17 protein-coding genes are annotated in these 19,671 nt (G+C 70.6%); 5 read left to right on the plus strand and 12 right to left on the minus strand.

The window, feature by feature from the left end:
- Positions 1-15: 15 nt before the first annotated feature.
- Positions 16-636 carry an aa3-type cytochrome oxidase subunit III gene (gene ctaE, locus ACWCPM_RS25620; protein ID WP_450978607.1) on the minus strand — a complete coding sequence of 207 codons (621 nt, stop codon included), beginning with the start codon at positions 634-636 and terminating at the stop codon, positions 16-18.
- A gap of 192 nt (positions 637-828) precedes the next feature.
- Here ctaE and ACWCPM_RS25625 point away from each other — a divergent pair, with 192 nt between their 5' ends.
- Positions 829-1,230: a hypothetical protein gene (locus tag ACWCPM_RS25625; protein ID WP_450978608.1), complete on the plus strand. Its 402-nt coding sequence runs from the start codon at positions 829-831 to the stop codon at positions 1,228-1,230.
- A gap of 93 nt (positions 1,231-1,323) precedes the next feature.
- Here the strand turns inward: ACWCPM_RS25625 and ACWCPM_RS25630 are convergent, their stop codons facing one another.
- From ACWCPM_RS25630 to ctaC, 4 genes are all read right to left on the minus strand, one after another.
- Complete coding sequence (locus ACWCPM_RS25630) at positions 1,324-2,586, minus strand: Ig-like domain-containing protein (RefSeq protein ID WP_450978609.1); 1,263 nt, start codon at positions 2,584-2,586, stop codon at positions 1,324-1,326.
- A 140-nt stretch (positions 2,587-2,726) separates the two neighbouring features.
- The gene (locus tag ACWCPM_RS25635) at positions 2,727-3,125 is read right to left on the minus strand and encodes a cytochrome c oxidase subunit 4 (RefSeq protein WP_450978610.1); all 399 of its coding nucleotides are present in this window, start codon (positions 3,123-3,125) and stop codon (positions 2,727-2,729) included.
- Positions 3,122-4,855 (minus strand): aa3-type cytochrome oxidase subunit I, encoded by a 1,734-nt coding sequence (gene ctaD / locus ACWCPM_RS25640; RefSeq protein ID WP_450978611.1) that lies wholly within the window; start codon positions 4,853-4,855, stop codon positions 3,122-3,124. Before ctaD ends, ACWCPM_RS25635 begins: the two co-directional genes overlap by 4 nt.
- Positions 4,852-5,811 (minus strand): aa3-type cytochrome oxidase subunit II, encoded by a 960-nt coding sequence (ctaC, locus tag ACWCPM_RS25645; RefSeq protein ID WP_450978612.1) that lies wholly within the window; start codon positions 5,809-5,811, stop codon positions 4,852-4,854. Before ctaC ends, ctaD begins: the two co-directional genes overlap by 4 nt.
- A gap of 317 nt (positions 5,812-6,128) precedes the next feature.
- Here ctaC and ACWCPM_RS25650 point away from each other — a divergent pair, with 317 nt between their 5' ends.
- Entirely contained in the window at positions 6,129-7,505 is a 1,377-nt protein-coding gene (locus tag ACWCPM_RS25650; protein ID WP_450978613.1) for an aminotransferase class V-fold PLP-dependent enzyme, read from the plus strand.
- Here ACWCPM_RS25650 and ACWCPM_RS25655 read toward each other — a convergent pair whose 3' ends face one another.
- Positions 7,506-8,480: a carbohydrate kinase family protein gene (locus ACWCPM_RS25655; RefSeq protein ID WP_450978614.1), complete on the minus strand. Its 975-nt coding sequence runs from the start codon at positions 8,478-8,480 to the stop codon at positions 7,506-7,508.
- A 219-nt stretch (positions 8,481-8,699) separates the two neighbouring features.
- On the opposite strand from ACWCPM_RS25655, the gene ACWCPM_RS25660 reads away from it, so the two are divergent.
- Positions 8,700-8,909 (plus strand): hypothetical protein, encoded by a 210-nt coding sequence (locus tag ACWCPM_RS25660; RefSeq protein ID WP_450978615.1) that lies wholly within the window; start codon positions 8,700-8,702, stop codon positions 8,907-8,909.
- A 114-nt stretch (positions 8,910-9,023) separates the two neighbouring features.
- Positions 9,024-11,264, plus strand: a complete 2,241-nt coding sequence (locus ACWCPM_RS25665) for a hypothetical protein (RefSeq protein ID WP_450978616.1) — start codon at positions 9,024-9,026, stop codon at positions 11,262-11,264.
- 72 nt (positions 11,265-11,336) lie between these two features.
- Here ACWCPM_RS25665 and ACWCPM_RS25670 read toward each other — a convergent pair whose 3' ends face one another.
- The gene (locus ACWCPM_RS25670; protein WP_450978617.1) at positions 11,337-11,693 is read right to left on the minus strand and encodes a HesB/IscA family protein; all 357 of its coding nucleotides are present in this window, start codon (positions 11,691-11,693) and stop codon (positions 11,337-11,339) included.
- Positions 11,694-12,036: 343 nt separating this feature from the next.
- Here ACWCPM_RS25670 and nadA point away from each other — a divergent pair, with 343 nt between their 5' ends.
- Positions 12,037-13,221 (plus strand): quinolinate synthase NadA, encoded by a 1,185-nt coding sequence (gene nadA, locus ACWCPM_RS25675; RefSeq protein WP_450978618.1) that lies wholly within the window; start codon positions 12,037-12,039, stop codon positions 13,219-13,221.
- A gap of 78 nt (positions 13,222-13,299) precedes the next feature.
- Here nadA and ACWCPM_RS25680 read toward each other — a convergent pair whose 3' ends face one another.
- The 5 genes from ACWCPM_RS25680 to ACWCPM_RS25700 all read right to left on the minus strand — a co-directional run bounded on the left by ACWCPM_RS25680 (position 13,300) and on the right by ACWCPM_RS25700 (position 19,650).
- Complete coding sequence (locus ACWCPM_RS25680) at positions 13,300-16,413, minus strand: efflux RND transporter permease subunit (protein WP_450978619.1); 3,114 nt, start codon at positions 16,411-16,413, stop codon at positions 13,300-13,302.
- A gap of 155 nt (positions 16,414-16,568) precedes the next feature.
- The gene (locus ACWCPM_RS25685; RefSeq protein WP_450978620.1) at positions 16,569-17,255 is read right to left on the minus strand and encodes a response regulator; all 687 of its coding nucleotides are present in this window, start codon (positions 17,253-17,255) and stop codon (positions 16,569-16,571) included.
- A complete protein-coding gene (locus ACWCPM_RS25690) occupies positions 17,252-18,472 on the minus strand; it encodes a sensor histidine kinase (RefSeq protein WP_450978621.1) in 1,221 nt (406 codons plus the stop codon). The genes ACWCPM_RS25685 and ACWCPM_RS25690 overlap by 4 nt, the downstream gene beginning before the upstream one ends.
- Before the next feature lie 79 nt (positions 18,473-18,551).
- On the minus strand, positions 18,552-18,833 hold the full coding sequence (pspAA, locus tag ACWCPM_RS25695) for a PspA-associated protein PspAA (RefSeq protein WP_450978622.1): 282 nt from the start codon (positions 18,831-18,833) through the stop codon (positions 18,552-18,554).
- A gap of 19 nt (positions 18,834-18,852) precedes the next feature.
- On the minus strand, positions 18,853-19,650 hold the full coding sequence (locus ACWCPM_RS25700; protein ID WP_450978623.1) for a PspA/IM30 family protein: 798 nt from the start codon (positions 19,648-19,650) through the stop codon (positions 18,853-18,855).
- Positions 19,651-19,671: the final 21 nt, after the last annotated feature.

Here is a 19,671-nt window from a genome sequence, read left to right on the forward strand (position 1 = left end):
GGGAGCGGGTCCCGGCTACTTGATCATGTAGATCGTGGCGAAGAGGCCGATCCAGACGACGTCGACGAAGTGCCAGTAGTAGGACACGACGATGGCTGCGGTCGCCTGCTCGTGGGTGAACCTCCGAGCCGCGTAGGTACGGCCGAGGACCAGCAGGAAGGCGATGAGTCCGCCCGTCACGTGCAGGCCGTGGAAGCCGGTGGTCAGGTAGAACACCGAGCCGTACGGGTCGGAGGAGAGCGAGAGGCCCTCGTGCTTCACCAGCTCGGTGTACTCGTAGACCTGGCCACCGACGAAGAACGCACCCATCACGAAGGTGACGATGAACCACATCCGGAGCTTCTTGACGTCACCGCGCTCGGCGGCGAAGACGCCGAGCTGACAGGTGAGGGAGGAGAGCACCAGGATCGTGGTGTTGGTCGCCGAGAACGGGAAGTTCAGGGCCGAGGCCTTCTCGTGCCAGAACTCGGGACCGGTCACCGATCGCAGGGTGAAGTACATCGCGAAGAGGGCCGCGAAGAACATCAGCTCGGAACTCAGCCAGATGATGGTTCCGACGCTGGTGAGGTTCGGTCGGTTGACCGACGGGTGCGCGTGCCCGGTATCTACTGTCGTTGCTGTCGCCACGACCGACATTATGTCGGTCGCTTATCCCGCCCTCACTCCGGGGGGTGCCGTTCGGAGTGTCCGCCGCGTGTGTACTGCCCGGATGGCCCAGGGAAGGCGTGTCCGAACCGGTGTTGACGAGGTGTTCAAGGGAGTAGCATCCGCCGCATCGGGCCGTTCCGTCCCGGCCTGTGCGTACGACGCCGACGTCTCGGAGGAAGCATGCAGCCGACCGCCACGGTGCTGGTCTACAGCGACGACTCCCACACCCGCGCCCAGGTGCGGATGGCCGCGGGCAAGCGGCCCGCGCCGGACGTGCCGGTGGTGGAGTACGTGGAGTGCGCCACCCCCGCCGCCGTGCTCAGCGAGTTGGACAAGGGCGGGATCGACGTCTGCGTCCTGGACGGGGAGGCCGTGCCCATGGGGGGCATGGGACTCTGCCGGCAGATCAAGGACGAGGTCTTCGCCTGCCCGCCCGTGCTGTTGCTCATGGGGCGGCCGCAGGACGCCTGGCTGGCCACCTGGAGCCGTGCCGAGGCCGCGGTGACCCTGCCCGTGGAGCCGGTGGAGTTCGCGAACGCCCTGGCCGCCCTGCTGCGGCAGAAGAAGCTCGCGAGCGCCTGAGAGGCCGTGGGCGACCGCCTCGGGCGCCCACGGGCCCGCTACGGCGCGTCGTGCGGTCTCCCGCGCCCCTGGGGGGCGTTGCGCCGCCGGGCCTCAGACGGCCTGGGGCTGCAGCCTGACCCGCTCGGAGTCCGCCGGGCCCGCGGGGTCGCCGGTGACCAGGGCGCTGCCCTTGCGCCAGTTCGCCCACTCGACGTTCCAGTCGCCGAAGCCGTTGCCGAACGGTTCCATCATCTTGCCGGTGGAGTTGACGACCTGCACGATGTCGCCGGGGCGCACGGTCTCGTAGAACCACGAGGCGTTGCTGGTGTTCATGCCGACGCAGCCATGGCTGACGTTGGCCGAACCCTGGTCGCCGACGGACCAGGGGGCGGCGTGCACGTACTCGCCGCTCCAGGTCACCCGGGTGGCGTAGTAGACGGGCAGGTCGTACGACTCGGACGTGCCGTCGGCGATGCCGACGCTGGTGCCGCGCATCCGTACGAAGTACTCCTTGCCGATGACCACCTTGACCCCGTTGCGGGTGTCGAAACCGGGCTTGCCCATGGTGATCGGGACGGTGTTGATCTCTTTGTCGTTCTTGTAGACCGTCATGTGGTGGGTGGCCCCGTCCGCGATGGCGAGGATCTTGTCCCCCGTGGTGATCTTCAGGGGCTTCGCCGTGCCGCCCCACAGCCGATCGCTGATCTTGATGTTGTCGAGGTTGCTGCGCATCTCGAGCGTGGCGTTGGCGGGCCAGTACTCCTTGGGCCGGTAGTGGAGCTTCTTGTCGTCGACCCAGTGCCAGGAGCCCTCCACGACGATGTCGGACTCCACCTTCAGACCGCGTTCGACGATCGCGCGCTGCGCCTTGTCCTTGACGGGCTCGCTCAGGTCGGCGGTGATGGGCTGGCCCACGCCGTACTTGCCCGCCTCCGGCCCGAAGGTGACGCCCAGTCGCTTCTGCGTGCCGGGCTTGCCGGTGTCGAAGGTGACGACCCGTCGGCCGGGTGCTCCGTCCTCGTCCTCGGTGCTCACCCGGACCGTGTAGTGGGCGTTGGCGGCCAGCGGGGAGGTGCTGTGCCAGCGGCCCCCGTCGGCGGAGAGTTCGCCCGAGACATGGCGCCCGGCGGCGTCCACGGCCGTGACATCCGTGATCCGGCCCTCGGAGCCCTCCGAGGTGATCTCCAGGGGCTTGTCCGGGTCCGCCTTCTTCCCGGCCTTGGTGGGGCCGTTGAAGGTGAGGTGCTCCGCCGCGTCGTAGGGCGCGGCGGACAGCGGGTTGCCGTCGCTGCTGCAGGCGGTGACGCCCGCGCCGAGGGCGATCACCACCAGCGTGCAACCGGCGATCGTGCGGGTGCGCGAGGAGTGGGTCATGCCCTCACGCTAGGAAGATTCGTCAGTCTCGGCGCGGTGAGTCATCCGTACGAGGGACACCCTTGGTGGGAGACGTGGGGAACGAAGGAGCCCGGACCCTCCTGACGGAGGGTCCGGGCTCCTCGAGCGCTGGGCGGGTCCTACTGGGTGCGGTTCTCACCGCGGTAGTACTCGAAGACCCAGCCCCAGAGGCCGAGCAGGATCAGCGGCAGGGAGAAGTACAGCAGCCACCAGCCGACCGCGACACCGAGGAAGGCGAGGGCGCCGCCGATGCCGAGGGAGAGCGGCTGCCAGCTGTGCGGGCTGAAGAAGCCCAGCTCGCCCGCGTCGTCCGCGACGTCGGCCTCCTTGTTGTCCTGAGCACCCACGTCGACCCGCCGGGCCGTGAAGCCCAGGTAGAAGCCGATCATGATGGTCAGGCCGAAGGCCAGGAAGAGGCCTGTGGTGCCGACCGGCTCCTTCGACCACAGGCCGTAGACGGTGGCCATGACCAGCATGAAGAGGCTCAGCCACATGAACAGCTTGCCCTGGATCTTCACTTGCCGGCCTCCTTGCTACCCGTGAGGGCGCTGGCACCGTGGCCGCCGTGGCCGAGCTCCTCGAGCGCGGCGATGTCGGGGTGGTGCAGGTCGAACGCCGGGGATTCGCTGCGGATCCGCGGCAGGGTGAGGAAGTTGTGCCGCGGCGGCGGGCAGGAGGTGGCCCACTCCAGCGAGCGACCGTAGCCCCAGGGGTCGTCGACGCCGACCGGCTTGCCGTACTTGGCCGTCTTCCACACGTTGTAGAAGAACGGCAGGATCGACAGGCCGAGCACGAACGAGCTGATCGTCGAGACGGTGTTCAGGGCGGTGAACCCGTCGGCCGCCAGGTAGTCGGCGTACCGGCGCGGCATGCCCTCGGCGCCCAGCCAGTGCTGGACCAGGAAGGTGCCGTGGAAGCCGACGAACAGCGTCCAGAAGGTGATCTTGCCGAGCCGCTCGTCGAGCATCTTGCCGGTCCACTTCGGCCACCAGAAGTGGAAGCCGGCGAACATCGCGAAGACGACGGTGCCGAAGACGACGTAGTGGAAGTGCGCCACCACGAAGTACGAGTCGGAGACGTGGAAGTCCAGCGGGGGCGAGGCCAGGATGACACCGGTCAGACCACCGAAGAGGAAGGTGATCAGGAAGCCCGTGGACCAGAGCATCGGTGTCTCGAAGGACAGCGAGCCCTTCCACATCGTGCCGATCCAGTTGAAGAACTTCACACCGGTCGGGACCGCGATGAGGAACGTCATGAAGGCGAAGAACGGCAGCAGCACACCACCGGTGACGTACATGTGGTGGGCCCACACCGTCACGGACAGACCCGCGATCGCGATGGTCGCCGCGATGAGACCCGAGTAGCCGAACATCGGCTTGCGGGAGAAGACCGGGATGACCTCACTGACGATGCCGAAGAACGGCAGCGCGATGATGTACACCTCTGGGTGCCCGAAGAACCAGAAGAGGTGTTGCCAGAGCAACGCTCCGCCGTTGGACGCGTCGAAGACATGGGCACCGAACTTGCGGTCCGCCTCCAGGGCGAACAGCGCGGCCGCGAGGACCGGGAAGGCGAGCAGGACCAGAACACCGGTCAGCAGCACGTTCCAGGTGAAGATCGGCATGCGGAACATCGTCATGCCGGGCGCGCGCATGCAGATGATCGTGGTGATGAAGTTGACCGAGCCGAGGATCGTGCCGAAGCCGGAGAAGGCCAGACCCATGATCCACATGTCGGCGCCGACACCCGGCGAGCGGACCGCGTCCGACAGCGGGGAGTAGGCGAACCAGCCGAAGTCGGCCGCACCCTGCGGGGTGAGGAAGCCGGCCACCGCGATGAGCGAGCCGAACAGGTAGAGCCAGTAGGCGAACATGTTCAGCCGCGGGAACGCCACGTCCGGCGCGCCGATCTGCAGCGGCATGATCCAGTTCGCGAATCCGGCGAACAGCGGCGTCGCGAACATCAGCAGCATGATCGTGCCGTGCATCGTGAACGCCTGGTTGAACTGCTCGTTCGACATGATCTGCGTACCCGGACGGGCGAGCTCGGCGCGCATGAAGAGCGCCATCACGCCACCGATGCAGAAGAACGCGAACGACGTGGCCAGGTACAGCGTGCCGATCGTCTTGTGGTCAGTGGTCGTGAGCCACTTGACGACGACGTTGCCGGGCTGCTTGCGCCGCACCGGCAGCTCGTTCTCGTACGAGCCGGCCTCGGCGGCACCCGCGGGTTCGTTGAGGATGCTCACAGTTGGTTCGTCTCCCGGTTCTTCTCGTGAGGCGTCTGCTCGATGCCCGCGGGAACGTAACCGGTCTGCCCCTTCTTGGCGAGGTCCTTGAGGTGCTGCTCGTAGCGCTCCGGAGAGACGACCTTCACGTTGAACAGCATCCGGGAGTGGTCGACGCCGCACAGTTCGGCGCACTTGCCCAGGAAGGTGCCCTCCCTGTTGGGGGTCACCTGGAAGGCGTTGGTGTGGCCGGGGATGACGTCCTGCTTCATCAGGAACGGCACCACCCAGAAGGAGTGGATGACATCACGCGAGGTGAGCACGAAGCGGACCGTCTTGCCCTCCGGGAGCCAGAGGGTGGGGCCCGGGTTGCCCGTCTGCGGGTTCCGCTCTCCCGGAGTGCCACAGGCGTAGACGCCGCCGGCGTCGGCCGGGAACTCCTTCTTGTAGCGGTCCGGAATCGCGTTCAGTTCCTTGGAGGTCTTGGCGTCCCCGGTGGAACCTTCGACGTTCTCGATGTAGTTGAAGCACCAGCTCCACTGGAAGCCGACCACGTTGACCGTGACGTCGGGCTTCTTCGACATGTCGAGGAGCTTCGTCTCGTCACGCGCCGTGAAGTAGAAGAAGACCGAGACGATGATGATCGGCACCACCGTGTACAGCGCCTCGATGGGCACGTTGTACCTGGTCTGCGGAGGAATGTCGATCTTGGTGCGGCTGCGCCGGTGGAAGATGACACTCCACAGAATGAGGCCCCACACCAGCACGCCGACGGCGAGCGCGGCAGCCCAGGAGCCCTGCCACAGGGAGAGGACGATCGGCGCCTCTTCCGTGGTGGGGGTGGGCATACCAAGGCGGGGGAAGTCCTCCCATGTGCAACCGGTGGCGGTCGCCAGGACCAGGCCCGCGGTCATTGCCTGCAGCAGCTTCCGCCGCATCGGGCGCCGCGGCGAGCGGTCGGAGCCGTTGGGACTCACGTAGCGCCTTCCCGAGAGTCTCGCCCGCGCGGTCGGCTGCGGCCTTCTCGCTGGTCGGTCGCCGCCCTGCGTCGGGCAGGGGTTTGGATGTTTATGCGGACCAAACCCTAGCCGACGCTCTCGGGGGGTTCGCGGGGAGGGTGCCCGAACGCGCCGCCGGGTCAGCCGAAGGGGTCGGTTGCCCGGCTCTGGGCGACTTCTGACGATGGGTTCGGGGCGTTCACCGATCCGGACCAGCGGGTTTTCCGGCGGGTGCGGGCGGCGGACGGCCCTCCGCCCGGTTCCCCGCGGTCCTTCGGGGCGCTTAGCGTTGCCGTATGTCCTACTTCGACGCCGCCTCCTCGGCACCCCTCCATCCCGTCGCGCGCCAGGCGCTGCTGGCCTCTCTCGACGAGGGGTGGGCCGATCCCGCACGGCTGTACCGGGAGGGGCGGCGGGCCCGGATGCTGCTGGACGCGGCGCGGGAGGCGGCTGCCGAGGCGGTGGGGTGCCGGCCCGACGAGCTGGTGTTCACCCCCTCCGGAACACGCGCCGTGCACGCCGGGATCGCGGGTGCTCTGGCCGGACGTCGACGCGCCGGGCGTCACCTGATCGTGTCAGCGGTCGAACACTCCTCGGTGCTCCATGCGGCGGAGCTGCACGAGAAGGACGGCGGTACGGCCACTCAGGTGGCGGTGGGCCGCGAGGGCGCGGTGCGGGCACGGGAGTACGCCGAGGCGTTGCGGCCCGACACCGCGCTGGCGTGTCTCCAGTCGGCCAACCACGAGGTGGGGACCGTGCAGCCGGTGGAGGAGGTGGCGTCGGCGTGCCGGGCGGCCGGGGTGCCGTTGCTGGTGGACGCGGCGCAGTCGCTGGCATGGGGTCCGGTGGCGGGCGGCTGGTCGCTGCTGACCGCCAGCGCCCACAAGTGGGGCGGACCGTCGGGAGTCGGGCTGCTGGCGGTACGCAAGGGAGTCCGGTTCGCGCCGCAAGGCCCCGCGGACGAACGGGAGTCGGGGCGGGCGGCCGGGTTCGAGAACATCCCGGCGGTCGTCGCCGCGGCGGCCTCGCTGCGGGCCGTGCGGGCCGAGGCCGCCCAGGAGGCCGCGCGGCTGCGGGAGCTGACGGAACGGATCCGGGCGCGGGTGCCGGAACTGCTCGGGGACGTCGAGGTGGTGGGCGATCCGGAGCGGCGGCTGCCGGGGATCGTCACCTTCTCCTGTCTCTATGTCGACGGGGAGACCCTGCTGCACGAGCTGGACCGCGCCGGTTTCTCCGTCTCGTCCGGATCGTCCTGTACGAGCAGCACGCTGACGCCGAGCCATGTGCTGAAGGCGATGGGCGTGCTGAGCGAGGGCAACGTGCGGGTGTCGCTGCCGCTCGGGGCGGCGGAGGAGGACGTCGACCGCTTTCTCACGGTGCTGCCGGGGGCGGTCGCGGCGGTCCGGGAGAAGCTCGGGGAGCCGACGCCCAGCACGGCCGTCCAGGGCGACGCGCTCGTCGTGGACGCGGTGGGCAAGCTCTGCCCGGTCCCGGTCATCGAGCTGGCCAAGGTCATCGGGGAGGTGCCGCTGGGCGGCACGGTCCGGGTGCTCGCGGACGACGAGGCGGCCCGGCTGGACATCCCGGCGTGGTGCGCGATGCGGGGCCAGGAGTACGTGGGTGAGGAGCCGGCGGACCGGGGCACGGCCTATGTGGTCCGCCGGCTCGCGTAGTCAGCTCAGGTGCGCGCGGACCTCGGCGGCGGCGTCATGGCCGTACGCCTTGGTGAAGCGGTCCATGAAGTGGGCGCGGCGCAGGGCGTACTCCTGGGTGCCGACGGTCTCGATGACGAGCGTGGCCAGCATGCAGCCGACCTGGGCGGCGCGCTCCAGGCCGACACCCCAGACCAGGCCGGACAGGAAACCGGCGCGGAAGGCGTCGCCGACGCCGGTGGGTTCGAGCTTGCGCTCCTCCTCGGGGCAGCCGACCTGGATCGGGTCCTCGCCGGCCCGCTCGATGCGCACGCCCCGGGCGCCGAGGGTGGTGACGCGGTGGCCGACCTTGCCGAGGATCTCCTCGTCGCTCCAGCCGGTCTTGGACTCGATGAGGCCCTTCTCGTACTCGTTCGAGAAGAGGTACGTCGCCCCGTCCAGCAGGATGCGGATCTCCTCGCCGTCCATGCGGGCGATCTGCTGGGAGAAGTCGGCGGCGAACGCGATGTAGCGGGAGCGGCACTCCTCGGTGTGGCGGAGCATCGCCTCCGGGTCGTCGGCGCCGATCAGCACCAGGTCGAGGCCGCCGACCCGGTCGGCCACGGTCTTCAGCTCGATCAGGCGGGCCTCGCTCATGGCGCCGGTGTAGAACGAGCCGATCTGGTTGTGGTCGGCGTCCGTGGTGCACACGAAGCGGGCGGTGTGCAGCGTCTCGGAGATGCGCACGGAGGCGGTGTCGACACCGTGCCGGTCCAGCCAGGCGCGGTACTCGTCGAAGTCGGCGCCGGCGGCTCCGACCAGGATCGGGCCGGTTCCGAGCTGGCCCATGCCGAAGGCGATGTTGGCGCCCACGCCACCTCGGCGGACATCGAGCTTGTCCACCAGGAACGACAGCGAGACCGTGTGCAGCTGGTCCGCGACGAACTGGTCGGCGAAGCGGCCGGGGAAGGTCATGAGGTGGTCGGTGGCGATGGAGCCGGTGACTGCGATGCGCACGGCGTGGAATCTCCCGAGTGGAGGGGGTTGACGATTCACGCTACCCGGTCGCGGTCGCGCCGTTGAAGCGGACGGCCCGATGGGCGCAAAGTACTGGCCGGAAGGGGGCTGGACAGGAGGCGTGCGCGACGCGGGGTCGATACGGGCAGCCCCGAAAGGGCGAAAACTACCCGATAGTAGATCTTTCTTCGCCTGCCCCGACGTGTCTACGGTGCCAGTATGACGAAACTCGACGCTCCGGTTCCCGCCCCCGTCGACCTCGAGGGTGACCTGGCCTCCCTGCGGGGCGACTGCGCCCGGATGGTCCCGCACTGGGCGGCTCCCGACCGGCACGCCGCCCGCCCGGTCCCGCCGTCGCTGATCCATGGTGTGACCGTGCCGCCGAGGTCGGCGCGTCTGCTGGACGCGATGTCCGACTACGGCGACTGAGCCGCCCCGCGCGGGAACCGCGCGCTCCCCCGCTGCGTCCCATCGCCGTCCCCCGTGGAGGGGATACGGGAGACGACCCGCCAGCGTGAGCTGCGCAGCCGAAGGAGCGATGCGGTGAACACCGAGCGACCCGACAACGACGACGACGTCGCGGGCGCGACCGGCGCCGCCGAGCCGGACGACGACGGGCGGGACGGCACGCGCCCCTCCCCGGATTCTTCGCGGGACACGCGGGGCACGCCCGGCTCGGAGGAGTCACAGGACCAGGAGGACGCCGGAGCCCGTGAGGGCGACGCCGTCGCGGACGACGCTCCGGGGGTGGACGCGGCGCGAGCTCCGGGGGCGGACGAGGCCAAGGCCCCGGAGCCGGACGCGGCACGAACCCCGGAAACGGACAAGGCCCAGGCCCAAGAGCCGGACACAGCGCGAACACCGGAGGCGGACGACATCCAGGCATCGGCGCCCGACGACGCGCAGGCCCCGGAGACGGATGACGTACCGGCAGCGGAAGCCGGTGACGAACCGGCAGCCGAGGCGGACGAGGAGGCACGGCCCCCGGGTCCGGACGACGTGAAGGCCACAGGTCCGGACGACGTGAAGGCCACGGGCCCGGACGACGGGAGCGCAACGGGTCCGGACGAGGTGAAGGCCACGGGTCAGGACCAGGTACGGGCTCCGGAGGCGGGTGGCGAACCGGCCGCGGAGGCGGACGACGTCCAGCCCCGGAAGCAGGGACCGAAGCCGGACGCCGTGACCGTCCCGGAGACGGACGACGTACAGCCCCAGGAACAGGGACCGAAGCCGGACGCCATGACCGTCCCGGAGGCGGACGGCGTCCGGGCCCTGGGACCGGACGCCGCAGGTCCGCCGGAGGGCTCTTCGGGGGACGCGGGCGGCGACGCGCGCCTCGTCCCCCGGCCCTCCCGGCGCCGCTCCCCCGCCGTCATCGCCTCCGTCGCCGTCGCCGTACTGCTCGCCGGGGGCGGCGGCGCCTACCTCGCGGCCTCGGCCGGTGGCGGCCCCGGCGGTGGTACGGGCGCCGGCGCCCAGGCGGAGAACGCCACCCCTCCGCCCCTGGCCCTCGACGGCTACTCCTCACCCGGCGCCCCGAACGGCGTCGCTCCCGGCGAACCCGACCCGAACGGCGTCACTTACAAGGCCGCCGGCGCCCTCCCGCAGGGGCCCGGCTCGGCGGCCGTCCACTGGCCGAGGGACGAGGTCACCGAGGCGGACGTGGTGCGGCTCGCGGACGCCCTCGGCCTCGACGGGCCGCCCGTCGCCGAGGGAGGGGCCTGGCGGATCGGCGGCGGTGACGGACAGGGCCCCGGCCTCCAGGTGAACCGGGAGGCACCCGGTACCTGGACCTTCCACCGCCACGCCCCTGGCACGGACAACTGCCGGAGCACCACGGTGTGCGCCGAGGCCCCCGCCACCGGTTCCGACACACCGGTGAGCGACAAGCCGGTGAGCGAGGACGCGGCGAAGAAGGCGGCCGCGCCGATCCTCAAGGCGGTCGGGCAGGGCTCCGCCAAGGTGGAGGCCGGCCTGGTCCTGGGTGCCCGGCGGGTGGTGAACGCCGACCCGGTGGTCGGCGGGATGCCGACGTACGGCTGGCCGACCGGCGTCACGGTCGGCGCCCAGGGCGACGTGGTGGCCGCCAACGGCCAGCTGACGGCTCCGGAGAAGGGGGCGGCGTACCCGGTCCTGAGCGCGGAGCGGACGCTGGCGCTGATGAACGGGGCGCAGGACATCTCCCCGCGGGCCGGTATCGGCGGCTGCGCGAGTCCCGTACCGCTGGAGGGTGAGCGGGCGGCCGCGCCCTGCGAGGAGGCGCCGGGCGCCCCGCCGCGGGAGCCGATCACCGTCGAGGACGCGGTGTTCGGGCTGGCCTCGCACTCGGTGGGCACCCGGCCCGCGCTGGTACCGGCCTGGCTGTTCGAGGTGCGGGCGCCGGGTGCCCGGGACAGCCACACGGTGACGTATCCGGCGATCGACCCGAGGTATCTCGGCGCGGCGGCGCCGGAGGGGCGGCCCAGCCCCCCGCCGTCCGAACCGGGTGACCGGCCGGGCACCAGGGACGTCCGGGTGGAGGGCTACACCGCCGAGGGCAGGGAGCTGACCGTGAGCTTCACCGGAGGGGTGTGCGCCGACTACACGGCGAAGGCGGTCGAGACGCCCGGCGAGGTGACGGTGACGGTGACCGAGAGGCCCTGGAAGGACAAGGTCTGCATCCTGATCGCGAAGGTGCAGCACCGGACCGTACAACTGGAGGAGCCGCTCGGCGACCGGAGGGTGGTCGGGACGGACGGCAGGGCCGTACCTCTGGAGAAGCCGGGGGCCCGGCTGCCCCGGTGACCCGGAACACGAAGGCGGCGGCCCCCCTCGCGGGGAGCCGCCGCCTTCACTTCCGCCGTGTGGCGCGACCGCTCAGTTGAAGGAGTCGCCGCAGGCGCAGGAACCCGTCGCGTTCGGGTTGTCGATCGTGAAGCCCTGCTTCTCGATGGTGTCCACGAAGTCGATGGTGGCGCCGCCCAGGTACGGGGCGCTCATGCGGTCGGTGACGACCTTGACCCCGCCGAAGTCCTTCTCGACGTCGCCGTCGAGCGAGCGCTCGTCGAAGAAGAGCTGGTAGCGCAGGCCGGAGCAGCCGCCGGGCTGGACGGCGACGCGCAGGGCGAGGTCGTCACGGCCTTCCTGGTCGAGCAGCGCCTTCACCTTGGACGCGGCGGCGTCGGTCACGCGGATGCCGTCGGTGACGGTGGTGGACTCGTCCGATACGGACATCTACATCTCTCCCGGGTTGTACGGAGACTGCTTGCCGACGGTTGCAACCGGCGGGGACGCGGATTCATTCCGGGCCGGGCCCGTGTTCTGTTCTCCTTGGCGCCCTCTTCATGCTCGCACATGCCGCGGCGGGCGCACAGCAGTCATGGACAGCGGGAGAACGCCATTCGACAGCGAGGCGCCAGGATTCACGTCACACCGACACTATGGCCGTCGTCAAACTGACGTGAAGCGGTTATGATAGATAGCGTCATTCCGACGAGAAGTCGGGGAAGATGTCCCGAATGTCCCGTCGGTCCGGCTTCCCGGACCGGCGAGCCGCAGAACAGAAAGGGTGTGTGTCGTGACCACCGCCCAGACCCAGGAGCTCGACGTACAGCCGACGCCCCTCGCCCTGCTGCTCCTCGGCCGTGAGGCCGACCCGAAGAGCGAGCGCGGCGTCGAGTGTCCCGGCGACCTTCCGTCGCCGTCCGACCCGGACCTGGTCGAGCGTGCCCGCGCGGCCAAGGAGAAGCTGGGCGACAAGGTCTTCGTGCTCGGCCACCACTACCAGCGCGACGAGGTCATCCAGTTCGCGGACGTCACGGGCGACTCCTTCAAGCTGGCCAGGGACGCGGCGGCGCGACCCGAGGCGGAGTACATCGTCTTCTGCGGCGTGCACTTCATGGCCGAGTCCGCGGACATCCTGACCGGCGACGACCAGAAGGTCGTACTGCCGGACCTGGCCGCCGGCTGCTCGATGGCCGACATGGCGACGGCCGAGCAGGTCGCCGAGTGCTGGGACGTGCTGACCGAGGCCGGGATCGCCGAGCAGGTCGTGCCCGTCTCCTACATGAACTCGTCCGCGGACATCAAGGCGTTCACCGGCAAGCACGGCGGCACCATCTGCACCTCCTCCAACGCCGAGCGGGCCCTGGACTGGGCGTTCGAGCAGGGCGAGAAGGTGCTCTTCCTGCCCGACCAGCACCTCGGCCGGAACACCGCCGTACGGGACATGGGCATGTCCCTCGACGACTGCGTCCTCTACAACCCGCACAAGCCGAACGGCGGTCTGACCGTCGACGAGCTGCGGGCCGCCAAGATGATCCTGTGGCGCGGCCACTGCTCGGTGCACGGCCGCTTCAGCCTCGACTCGGTCGAGGAGGTCCGCGCGCGCATCCCCGGAGTGAACGTGCTGGTCCACCCCGAGTGCAGGCACGAGGTGGTGTCGGCCGCGGACCACGTCGGCTCGACGGAGTACATCATCAAGACCCTGGAGGCCGCGCCGGCCGGCTCCAAGTGGGCCATCGGCACCGAGCTGAACCTGGTGCGCCGGCTGGCGAATCGTTTCGCGCCGGAGGGCAAGGAGATCGTCTTCCTGGACCGCACCGTGTGCTTCTGCTCGACCATGAACCGCATCGACCTCCCCCACCTGGTGTGGGCCCTGGAGTCGCTGGCCGAGGGCAAGCTGGTCAACCGGATCGAGGTCGACAAGGAGACCGAGGCGTTCGCGAAGCTGGCGCTGGAGCGGATGCTGGCGCTGCCGTAGCCTCCGGCACGTACCTCGCACAGGTGAAGGGGGCCGCACCTCTAGGGTGCGGCCCCCTTCGTCATGCCCTCAGGCGCCTCAGACCTGCGCCGGCTCCGGCTTCGGCTCCGCCGGGATCTCCGGCTTCACCAGCCGCTTGGCCGCCCGCTTCTTCGCCCGGCGCTCCTTGCGCAGCTCCAGCATCGCGTAGAGCGTCGGGACCAGCAGCAGGGTCAGCAGGGTGGAGCTGATCAGGCCGCCGATCACGACCACCGCCAGCGGCTGGGCGATGAAGCCGCCCTCACCGGTGATGCCCAGCGCCATCGGGAGCAGGGCGAAGATGGTCGCGAGCGCGGTCATGAGGATCGGGCGGAGCCGGTGGCGGCCACCCTCGACCACGGCCTCCACGACGCCGTACCCCTGCCTGCGGTACTGGTTGATGAGGTCGATCAGCACGATCGCGTTGGTCACCACGATGCCGATCAGCATCAGCATGCCGATCATCGCGGGGACGCCCATCGGGGTGCCCGTCACGAGCAGCAGACCGATCGCGCCCGTCGCGGCGAACGGGATGGAGACCAGCAGGATCAGCGGCTGGACCAGCGAGCGGAAGGTCGCGACCAGCAGCATGAAGACGATCGCGATGGCCGCCAGCATCGCCAGGCCCAGGTTCGCGAAGGCGTCGTCCTGGTCCTCGGAGACGCCGCCGATCTGGGCGGTGGCGCCCTCCGGGAGGTCCAGCTCGCCGAGCTTGCGCTGCAGCTCGGTGCTGACCGCGCCCGTGTTGTCACCGGTCGGCCTGGCGGTGACGGTCGCCGCGCGCTGACCGTCGATCCGGGTCATGGAGACCGGCCCGTCCACCTCCTTCACGGTCGCGATGTCACCCAGCTTCACCGGGCCGAGCGGCAGCCCGCGCAGCTCGGCGAGGGTGTCGGCCGGCTTCTCGGACGTGATGACGATGTCCCGCTCGGTGTCGCCCAGCGTCGCGCTGCCCGCCTTGGTGCCTCGCACCGCCTGGGCCACGGCCGCGCCCAGCGTCCGGTCGTCGAACCCGGCGGCCGCGGCCGAGGGCTTGGCGGTCACGGAGATGCGCGGCACGCTCTGCGCCAGGTCGCTGGTGACGTCCGTGACGTCGTCCAGGCCCGCGACCGTCTTGCGGACCTCCTCGGAGGCCTCGCGCAGCACGTCCGCGTCGGCCGCCTTGACGACCACGCTGAGGTCCTGGCTGCCGAAGCCGTCGCCGACGGAGACGGTGGTCGTGCCGATGCCGTCGAGCTTCCTCAGGCCCGCGTCGATGCGGTCCTGGACGTCCGCGGACGAGGCGGAGTCCTCGAGCATCACCGAGTACGAGGCCTGGTTGGAGTCGGTGCCGCCGCCGAAGGCGGCCATGAAGCCGGAGGAGCCGACCGTCACCTGGTAGTCCTTGACGCCCTCGGTGTCCGCGAGCAGCCGCTCGACCTTCTTGGTCTGGGCGTCGGTCGCGGCCAGGCTGGTGCCGGGCTTGAGCTCCTGCTTGACGGAGAGGACCGCCTGCTCGCCCGGGTCGAAGAAGTTGGTCTTGAGCAGCGGTGCCATGCCGAAGGTGCCGAGCAGGACCACGACCGCGATGGCCACGCTGGTCAGACGGCGCCGGGTGGCGAAGCGCAGGACGGGCACGTAGAAGCGCTGGAGCTTGCTGCGGGCCTCCTTCTCCTCGGCCAGGCGGCGCGCCTCCTCGGCGTCCCCGGGGGTGCCCTTGGGGGCGCGCAGGAACCAGTACGACAGGACCGGTACGACCGTCAGCGAGACCAGCAGCGAGGCCAGCAGGGCGGCCGTGACGGTGAGGGAGAACGCGCCGAACAGCTCGCCCACCATGCCGCCGACCAGACCGATCGGCAGGAACACGGCGACCGTGGTGAGCGTGGAGGACGTCACCGCGCCGGACACCTCGCGGACGGCGACCAGGATCGCCGACCGGCGCTCCTCGCCGTAGCCGAGGTGGCGCTTGATGTTCTCCAGCACCACGATCGAGTCGTCCACGACGCGGCCGATGGCGATGGTCAGGGCGCCCAGCGTCAGCATGTTCAGGGACAGGTCCCGCGTCCACAGCACGATCAGGGCCAGCACGACGGAGAGCGGGATGCTCACCGCGGTGACCAGGGTGGAGCGGATCGACGCCAGGAAGACCAGGATCACCAGGACCGCGAAGACCAGGCCGAGCGCGCCCTCGGTGGTGAGTCCCTCGATGGACTTGGACACCGCAGGGCCCTGGTCGCTGACCACGGTGACGGTGGCGCCGGAGCCGAGGTCCGCGCGCATCGCGGGCAGCTTGTCCTCGACCGCCTCGGAGATGGCGACCGCGCTGCCGTCGTGGTCCATCGTGACGGCGACGGCGAGGCTCGGCTTCCCGTTGGTGCGCGTGAGGGAGTCCGCCTTGGCCGGCCGCTCGCTCACCTCGGCGACGTCACCGAGGCGTACGGGCTTCTTGACGCCCTCCCCGGTGATCCTCAGGTCCTCGATCTGCTCCAGCGAGGTGAAGGGGCCGCCGACCTGCACGGTGCGGTTGCCGCCGTCCTCGTCGAAGGAGCCGGCCGGGACGGTGGCTCCGCCCGCCTGGAGGGCCGGGACCAGGCTCTGGAGGGTCAGTCCGGCCCGGGCCAGGTCGCCGTCGTCGGGGGTGACGGAGACCTGGACGTCGCGCACGCCGTCGACCGTGACCTGGCCGACGCCGTCGATGCCCTCCAGGGCCGGTACGACGGTCCGGTCCAGCCGGCCGGCCAGCGCCTGCTGGTCCTCGTCGGAGGTGACGGCGAGCACGACCGTCGGGATGTCGTCGGTCGATCCGGCGATGACCTGCGGGTCGACGTCGTCCGGAAGCTGGACGCGGGCGCGGTTGACGGCCTGCTGGACGTCGGCGACGAGCTGGGCGGTGTTGTTGCCGTAGTCGAAGGACGCCATGATCACGGCGTTGCCCTCGCTCGCCGTGGAGGTGACGCCGGTGATGCCGTCGACGGCTTCGAGGTTGTCCTCGAGCGGCTCGACGACCTGCTTCTCGACCACGTCCGGGGACGCGCCCTGGTACGGGGCGAGGACCGACACCACCGGCAGTTCGATGGTGGGCAGCAGTTGCTGCTTGAGCTGGGGTATCGCGATCGCCCCGAAGGCGAGCGCGATGATCGACATCAGCCCTATCAGGGCCCGTTGGGCGAGGCTGAATCTCGACAGCCAGGACATGGGTCAGCGTCTCTCTTCTGTGGCCTGAGGCGAAAGCTCCGGGCACACGTCAGCGCCCGTACCTACACCCTGAGCCATCGCCGGACGGTGATCCGTCGCCGCTGGGACCATTTCTTACGCGGTGCCTACTCCCGCCGCAGTACGGCGGACCGGGGTCAGTCCACCCTCGGACGTACCAGCCCGGACTCGTACGCGATCACCACGAGCTGTGCCCGGTCGCGGGCGCCGAGCTTGGCCATGGCCCGGTTGACGTGCGTCTTCACCGTCAGCGGGCTGACCTCCAGGCGCTCGGCGATCTCGTCGTTGGAGTGTCCGCCCGCGACCTGGACCAGCACCTCGCGCTCGCGCACGGTCAGCGCGTCGAGGCGCTCGGCACGGGCCGGGTCGCGCTCGCCGTCGTGGCCGTCGCCGCCCTGGGCGAGGAAGCGGGAGATCAGGCCCTTGGTGGCGGCCGGGGAGAGCAGCGCCTCGCCGCCCGCCGCGACCCGGATGGCGGTGAGCAGTTCCTCGGGCTCGGAGCCCTTGCCGAGGAAGCCGGAGGCGCCCGCGCGCAGCGACCGCACGACGTAGTCGTCGACCTCGAAGGTGGTCAGGATGACGATCCGGACATGGGCCAGGCCGGGGTCGGAGCTGATCAGCCGGGTGGCGGCGAGGCCGTCGGTGCCCGGCATCCGGATGTCCATCAGCACGACGTCGGCGTGCCGCTCCTTCGCCAGCCGTACCGCCTCCGCCCCGTCGGACGCCTCGCCGACCACCTCCATGTCCGGCTCGGAGTCGACGAGCACGCGGAAGGCGCTGCGCAGCAGTGCCTGGTCGTCGGCGAGCAGGACACGAATCGTCATACGGGGTCCTTCGCTGAGGCGGCGCGGGTCTTGACCGGCAGGATCGCATGCACACGGAAACCGCCGCCGTAGCGGGGACCGGTGGTGAGGGTGCCGCGCAGGGCGGTGACCCGCTCGCGCATGCCGAGCAGTCCGTGGCCGCCCCCGGAGACGGGGCCGTCGTCGTCGCCGGAGCCGTCGTCGAGGACCGTGATCTCGACGTTCTGGCCCACCCGCACGACGCTGACCTCGGCCCTGGCGGCCGTACCGGCGTGCTTCTGGACGTTGGTCAGCGCCTCCTGGATGACCCGGTAGGCGGCCAGGTCGACGGCGGCGGGCAGGCTGGTGCCGTGGTCGGTGCGGGCGACCTCCACGTGCAGGCCGGCGCTGCGGAAGGTGCCGACGAGCTCTTCGAGGCGGTCCAGGCCGGGGGCGGGTTCGGTGGGGGCCTCGGGGTCGTCGGACTGGCGGAGCAGACCGACCGTGGCGCGCAGCTCGTTGAGCGCCGAACGGCTGGCCTCCCGTACGTGCCCCAGAGCCTCCTTGGCCTGGTCGGGGCGCTTGTCCATGACGTGCGCGGCGACCCCGGCCTGCACGTTGACCAGGGCGATGTGGTGGGCGACCACGTCATGCAGGTCGCGGGCGATACGCAGCCGTTCCTCGGCGACCCGGCGGCGGGCCTCCTCCTCGCGGGTGCGCTCCGCCTTCTCGGCCCGCTCGCGGATGGCCTGCACGAAGTCCCGGCGGCTGCGGACCGCGTCGCCCCCGGCCGCGGCCATGCCGGTCCAGGCGAAGACGGCGAGGTTCTCCTGCGCGTACCAGGGCAGCGGGCCGGCGAGCATGGCGGCACCGGTCAGCAGGGTCATGGTGAGCAGGCCGACGCGCCAGGTGGTGGAGCGGTCGGTGGTGGCGGCGACGGTGTACAGGGCGACCACCGCGGCCATGGCGACCGGTGCGCGGGGGTCGCCATGGACGAACTCGACGACCGAGAAACCGCCGGTCAGGGCGAGGACCCGCAGCGGGGAGCGACGGCGCAGCACCAGTGCGCCGGCGGCGAGCACCATCAGGAGGAGGCTGAGGGGGTCCGGGGTGCGCAGCACCCAGTCCACGCCGTGCTTGTCGCGCGGGTCCACGAAGGACCCGGCCACCATGCAGGCCAGTACGCCGGCCGCCAGCGCCGCGTCCAGCGCCGCGGGGTGCGCCGTCAGACGCCGCCGGGCGCTTTCCAGGGTGCTCACGCCCGTCAACGGTACGGGTAGGGCGCGGGGCGCGGAACGGGGGCCGCCCGCGCTCGTGCCGTTCGGCCCGCTCCGTTCGTCAGCCGCCGGGGATGAGGCCGTCGTCGCTGAGCAGTTCGCGGACCTCCTCCAGGGTCGCGTCGGAGGAGGGGAGGATCAGCTCCGAGGGTTCGAGGGAGTCGTCCGGCAGCGGCTCGCCCAGCTCGCGGACCTTGCCCAGGAGGGCCTGGAGGGTGCGGCGGAAGCCGGGGCCGTCGCCGTTCTCCATCTCCGCCAGGAGTTCGTCGTCCAGCTTGTTCAGCTCGGTGAGGTGGCTGTCGGCCAGCCTCACCTGCCCCTCCCCCATGATCCGTACGATCATGTCGCCCTCCGGTGGGTGGCTACTGCTTGTCGAAGCGCGGGGTGTCCTGCGGCTGCTGCTGCGACGGGGTCTGGTCCTTGCCGCCCTCGATGGCCTGCTGTCCCCCGCCGGTGCCTCCCGCCAGCTCCGCCTTCATGCGCTGCAGTTCGAGCTCCACGTCCGTGCCACCGGAGAGGCGGTCCAGCTCGGCCTGGATGTCGTCCTTGGCCATGCCCGTGGGGTCGTCGAGGGCGCCGGAGGCGAGCAGTTCGTCGATCGCGCCGGCCCGGGCCTGGAGCTGGGCGGTCTTGTCCTCGGCCCGCTGGATGGCCAGCCCGACGTCGCCCATCTCCTCGGAGATGCCGGTGAAGGCCTCGCCGATGCGGGTCTGGGCCTGGGCCGCGGTGTACGTGGCCTTGATCGTCTCCTTCTTGGTGCGGAAGGCGTCGACCTTGGCCTGGAGGCGCTGGGCGGCCAGGGTGAGCTTCTCCTCCTCGCCCTGGAGCGTCGCGTGCTGCGTCTCGAGGTCCGTGACCTGCTGCTGGAGCGCGGCCCGGCGGGAGAGCGCCTCACGGGCGAGGTCCTCGCGGCCCAGCGCCAGCGCCTTGCGGCCCTGGTCCTCCAGCTTGGTGGACTGGTTCTGCAGCTGGTTGAGCTGGAGTTCCAGGCGCTTGCGCGAGGTGGCCACGTCCGCGACACCGCGGCGGACCTTCTGGAGCAGCTCCAGCTGCTTCTGGTACGAGTAGTCGAGGGTCTCGCGCGGGTCCTCGGCCCGGTCAAGGGCCTTGTTCGCCTTCGCGCGGAAGATCATCCCCATACGCTTCATGACACCGCTCATGGGCTTCGCGCGCCCCCTTCT

It is taken from the genome of Streptomyces sp. NPDC002309, assembly GCF_053593375.1.

Excerpts from the sequence above, each read along its gene's own strand:
- ACWCPM_RS25670 (WP_450978617.1), bottom strand. The coding sequence starts at position 11,693 with ATGTCCGTATCGGACGAGTCCACCACCGTCACCGACGGCATCCGCGTG.
- pspAA (WP_450978622.1), bottom strand. The coding sequence starts at position 18,833 with ATGATCGTACGGATCATGGGGGAGGGGCAGGTGAGGCTGGCCGACAGC.
- ACWCPM_RS25630 (WP_450978609.1), bottom strand. The coding sequence starts at position 2,586 with ATGACCCACTCCTCGCGCACCCGCACGATCGCCGGTTGCACGCTGGTG.
- ctaE (WP_450978607.1), bottom strand. The coding sequence starts at position 636 with ATGTCGGTCGTGGCGACAGCAACGACAGTAGATACCGGGCACGCGCAC.
- ACWCPM_RS25680 (WP_450978619.1), bottom strand. The coding sequence starts at position 16,413 with ATGTCCTGGCTGTCGAGATTCAGCCTCGCCCAACGGGCCCTGATAGGG.
- ACWCPM_RS25685 (WP_450978620.1), bottom strand. The coding sequence starts at position 17,255 with ATGACGATTCGTGTCCTGCTCGCCGACGACCAGGCACTGCTGCGCAGC.
- ACWCPM_RS25650 (WP_450978613.1), top strand. The coding sequence starts at position 6,129 with ATGTCCTACTTCGACGCCGCCTCCTCGGCACCCCTCCATCCCGTCGCG.
- ACWCPM_RS25700 (WP_450978623.1), bottom strand. The coding sequence starts at position 19,650 with ATGAGCGGTGTCATGAAGCGTATGGGGATGATCTTCCGCGCGAAGGCG.
- ACWCPM_RS25625 (WP_450978608.1), top strand. The coding sequence starts at position 829 with ATGCAGCCGACCGCCACGGTGCTGGTCTACAGCGACGACTCCCACACC.
- ACWCPM_RS25660 (WP_450978615.1), top strand. The coding sequence starts at position 8,700 with ATGACGAAACTCGACGCTCCGGTTCCCGCCCCCGTCGACCTCGAGGGT.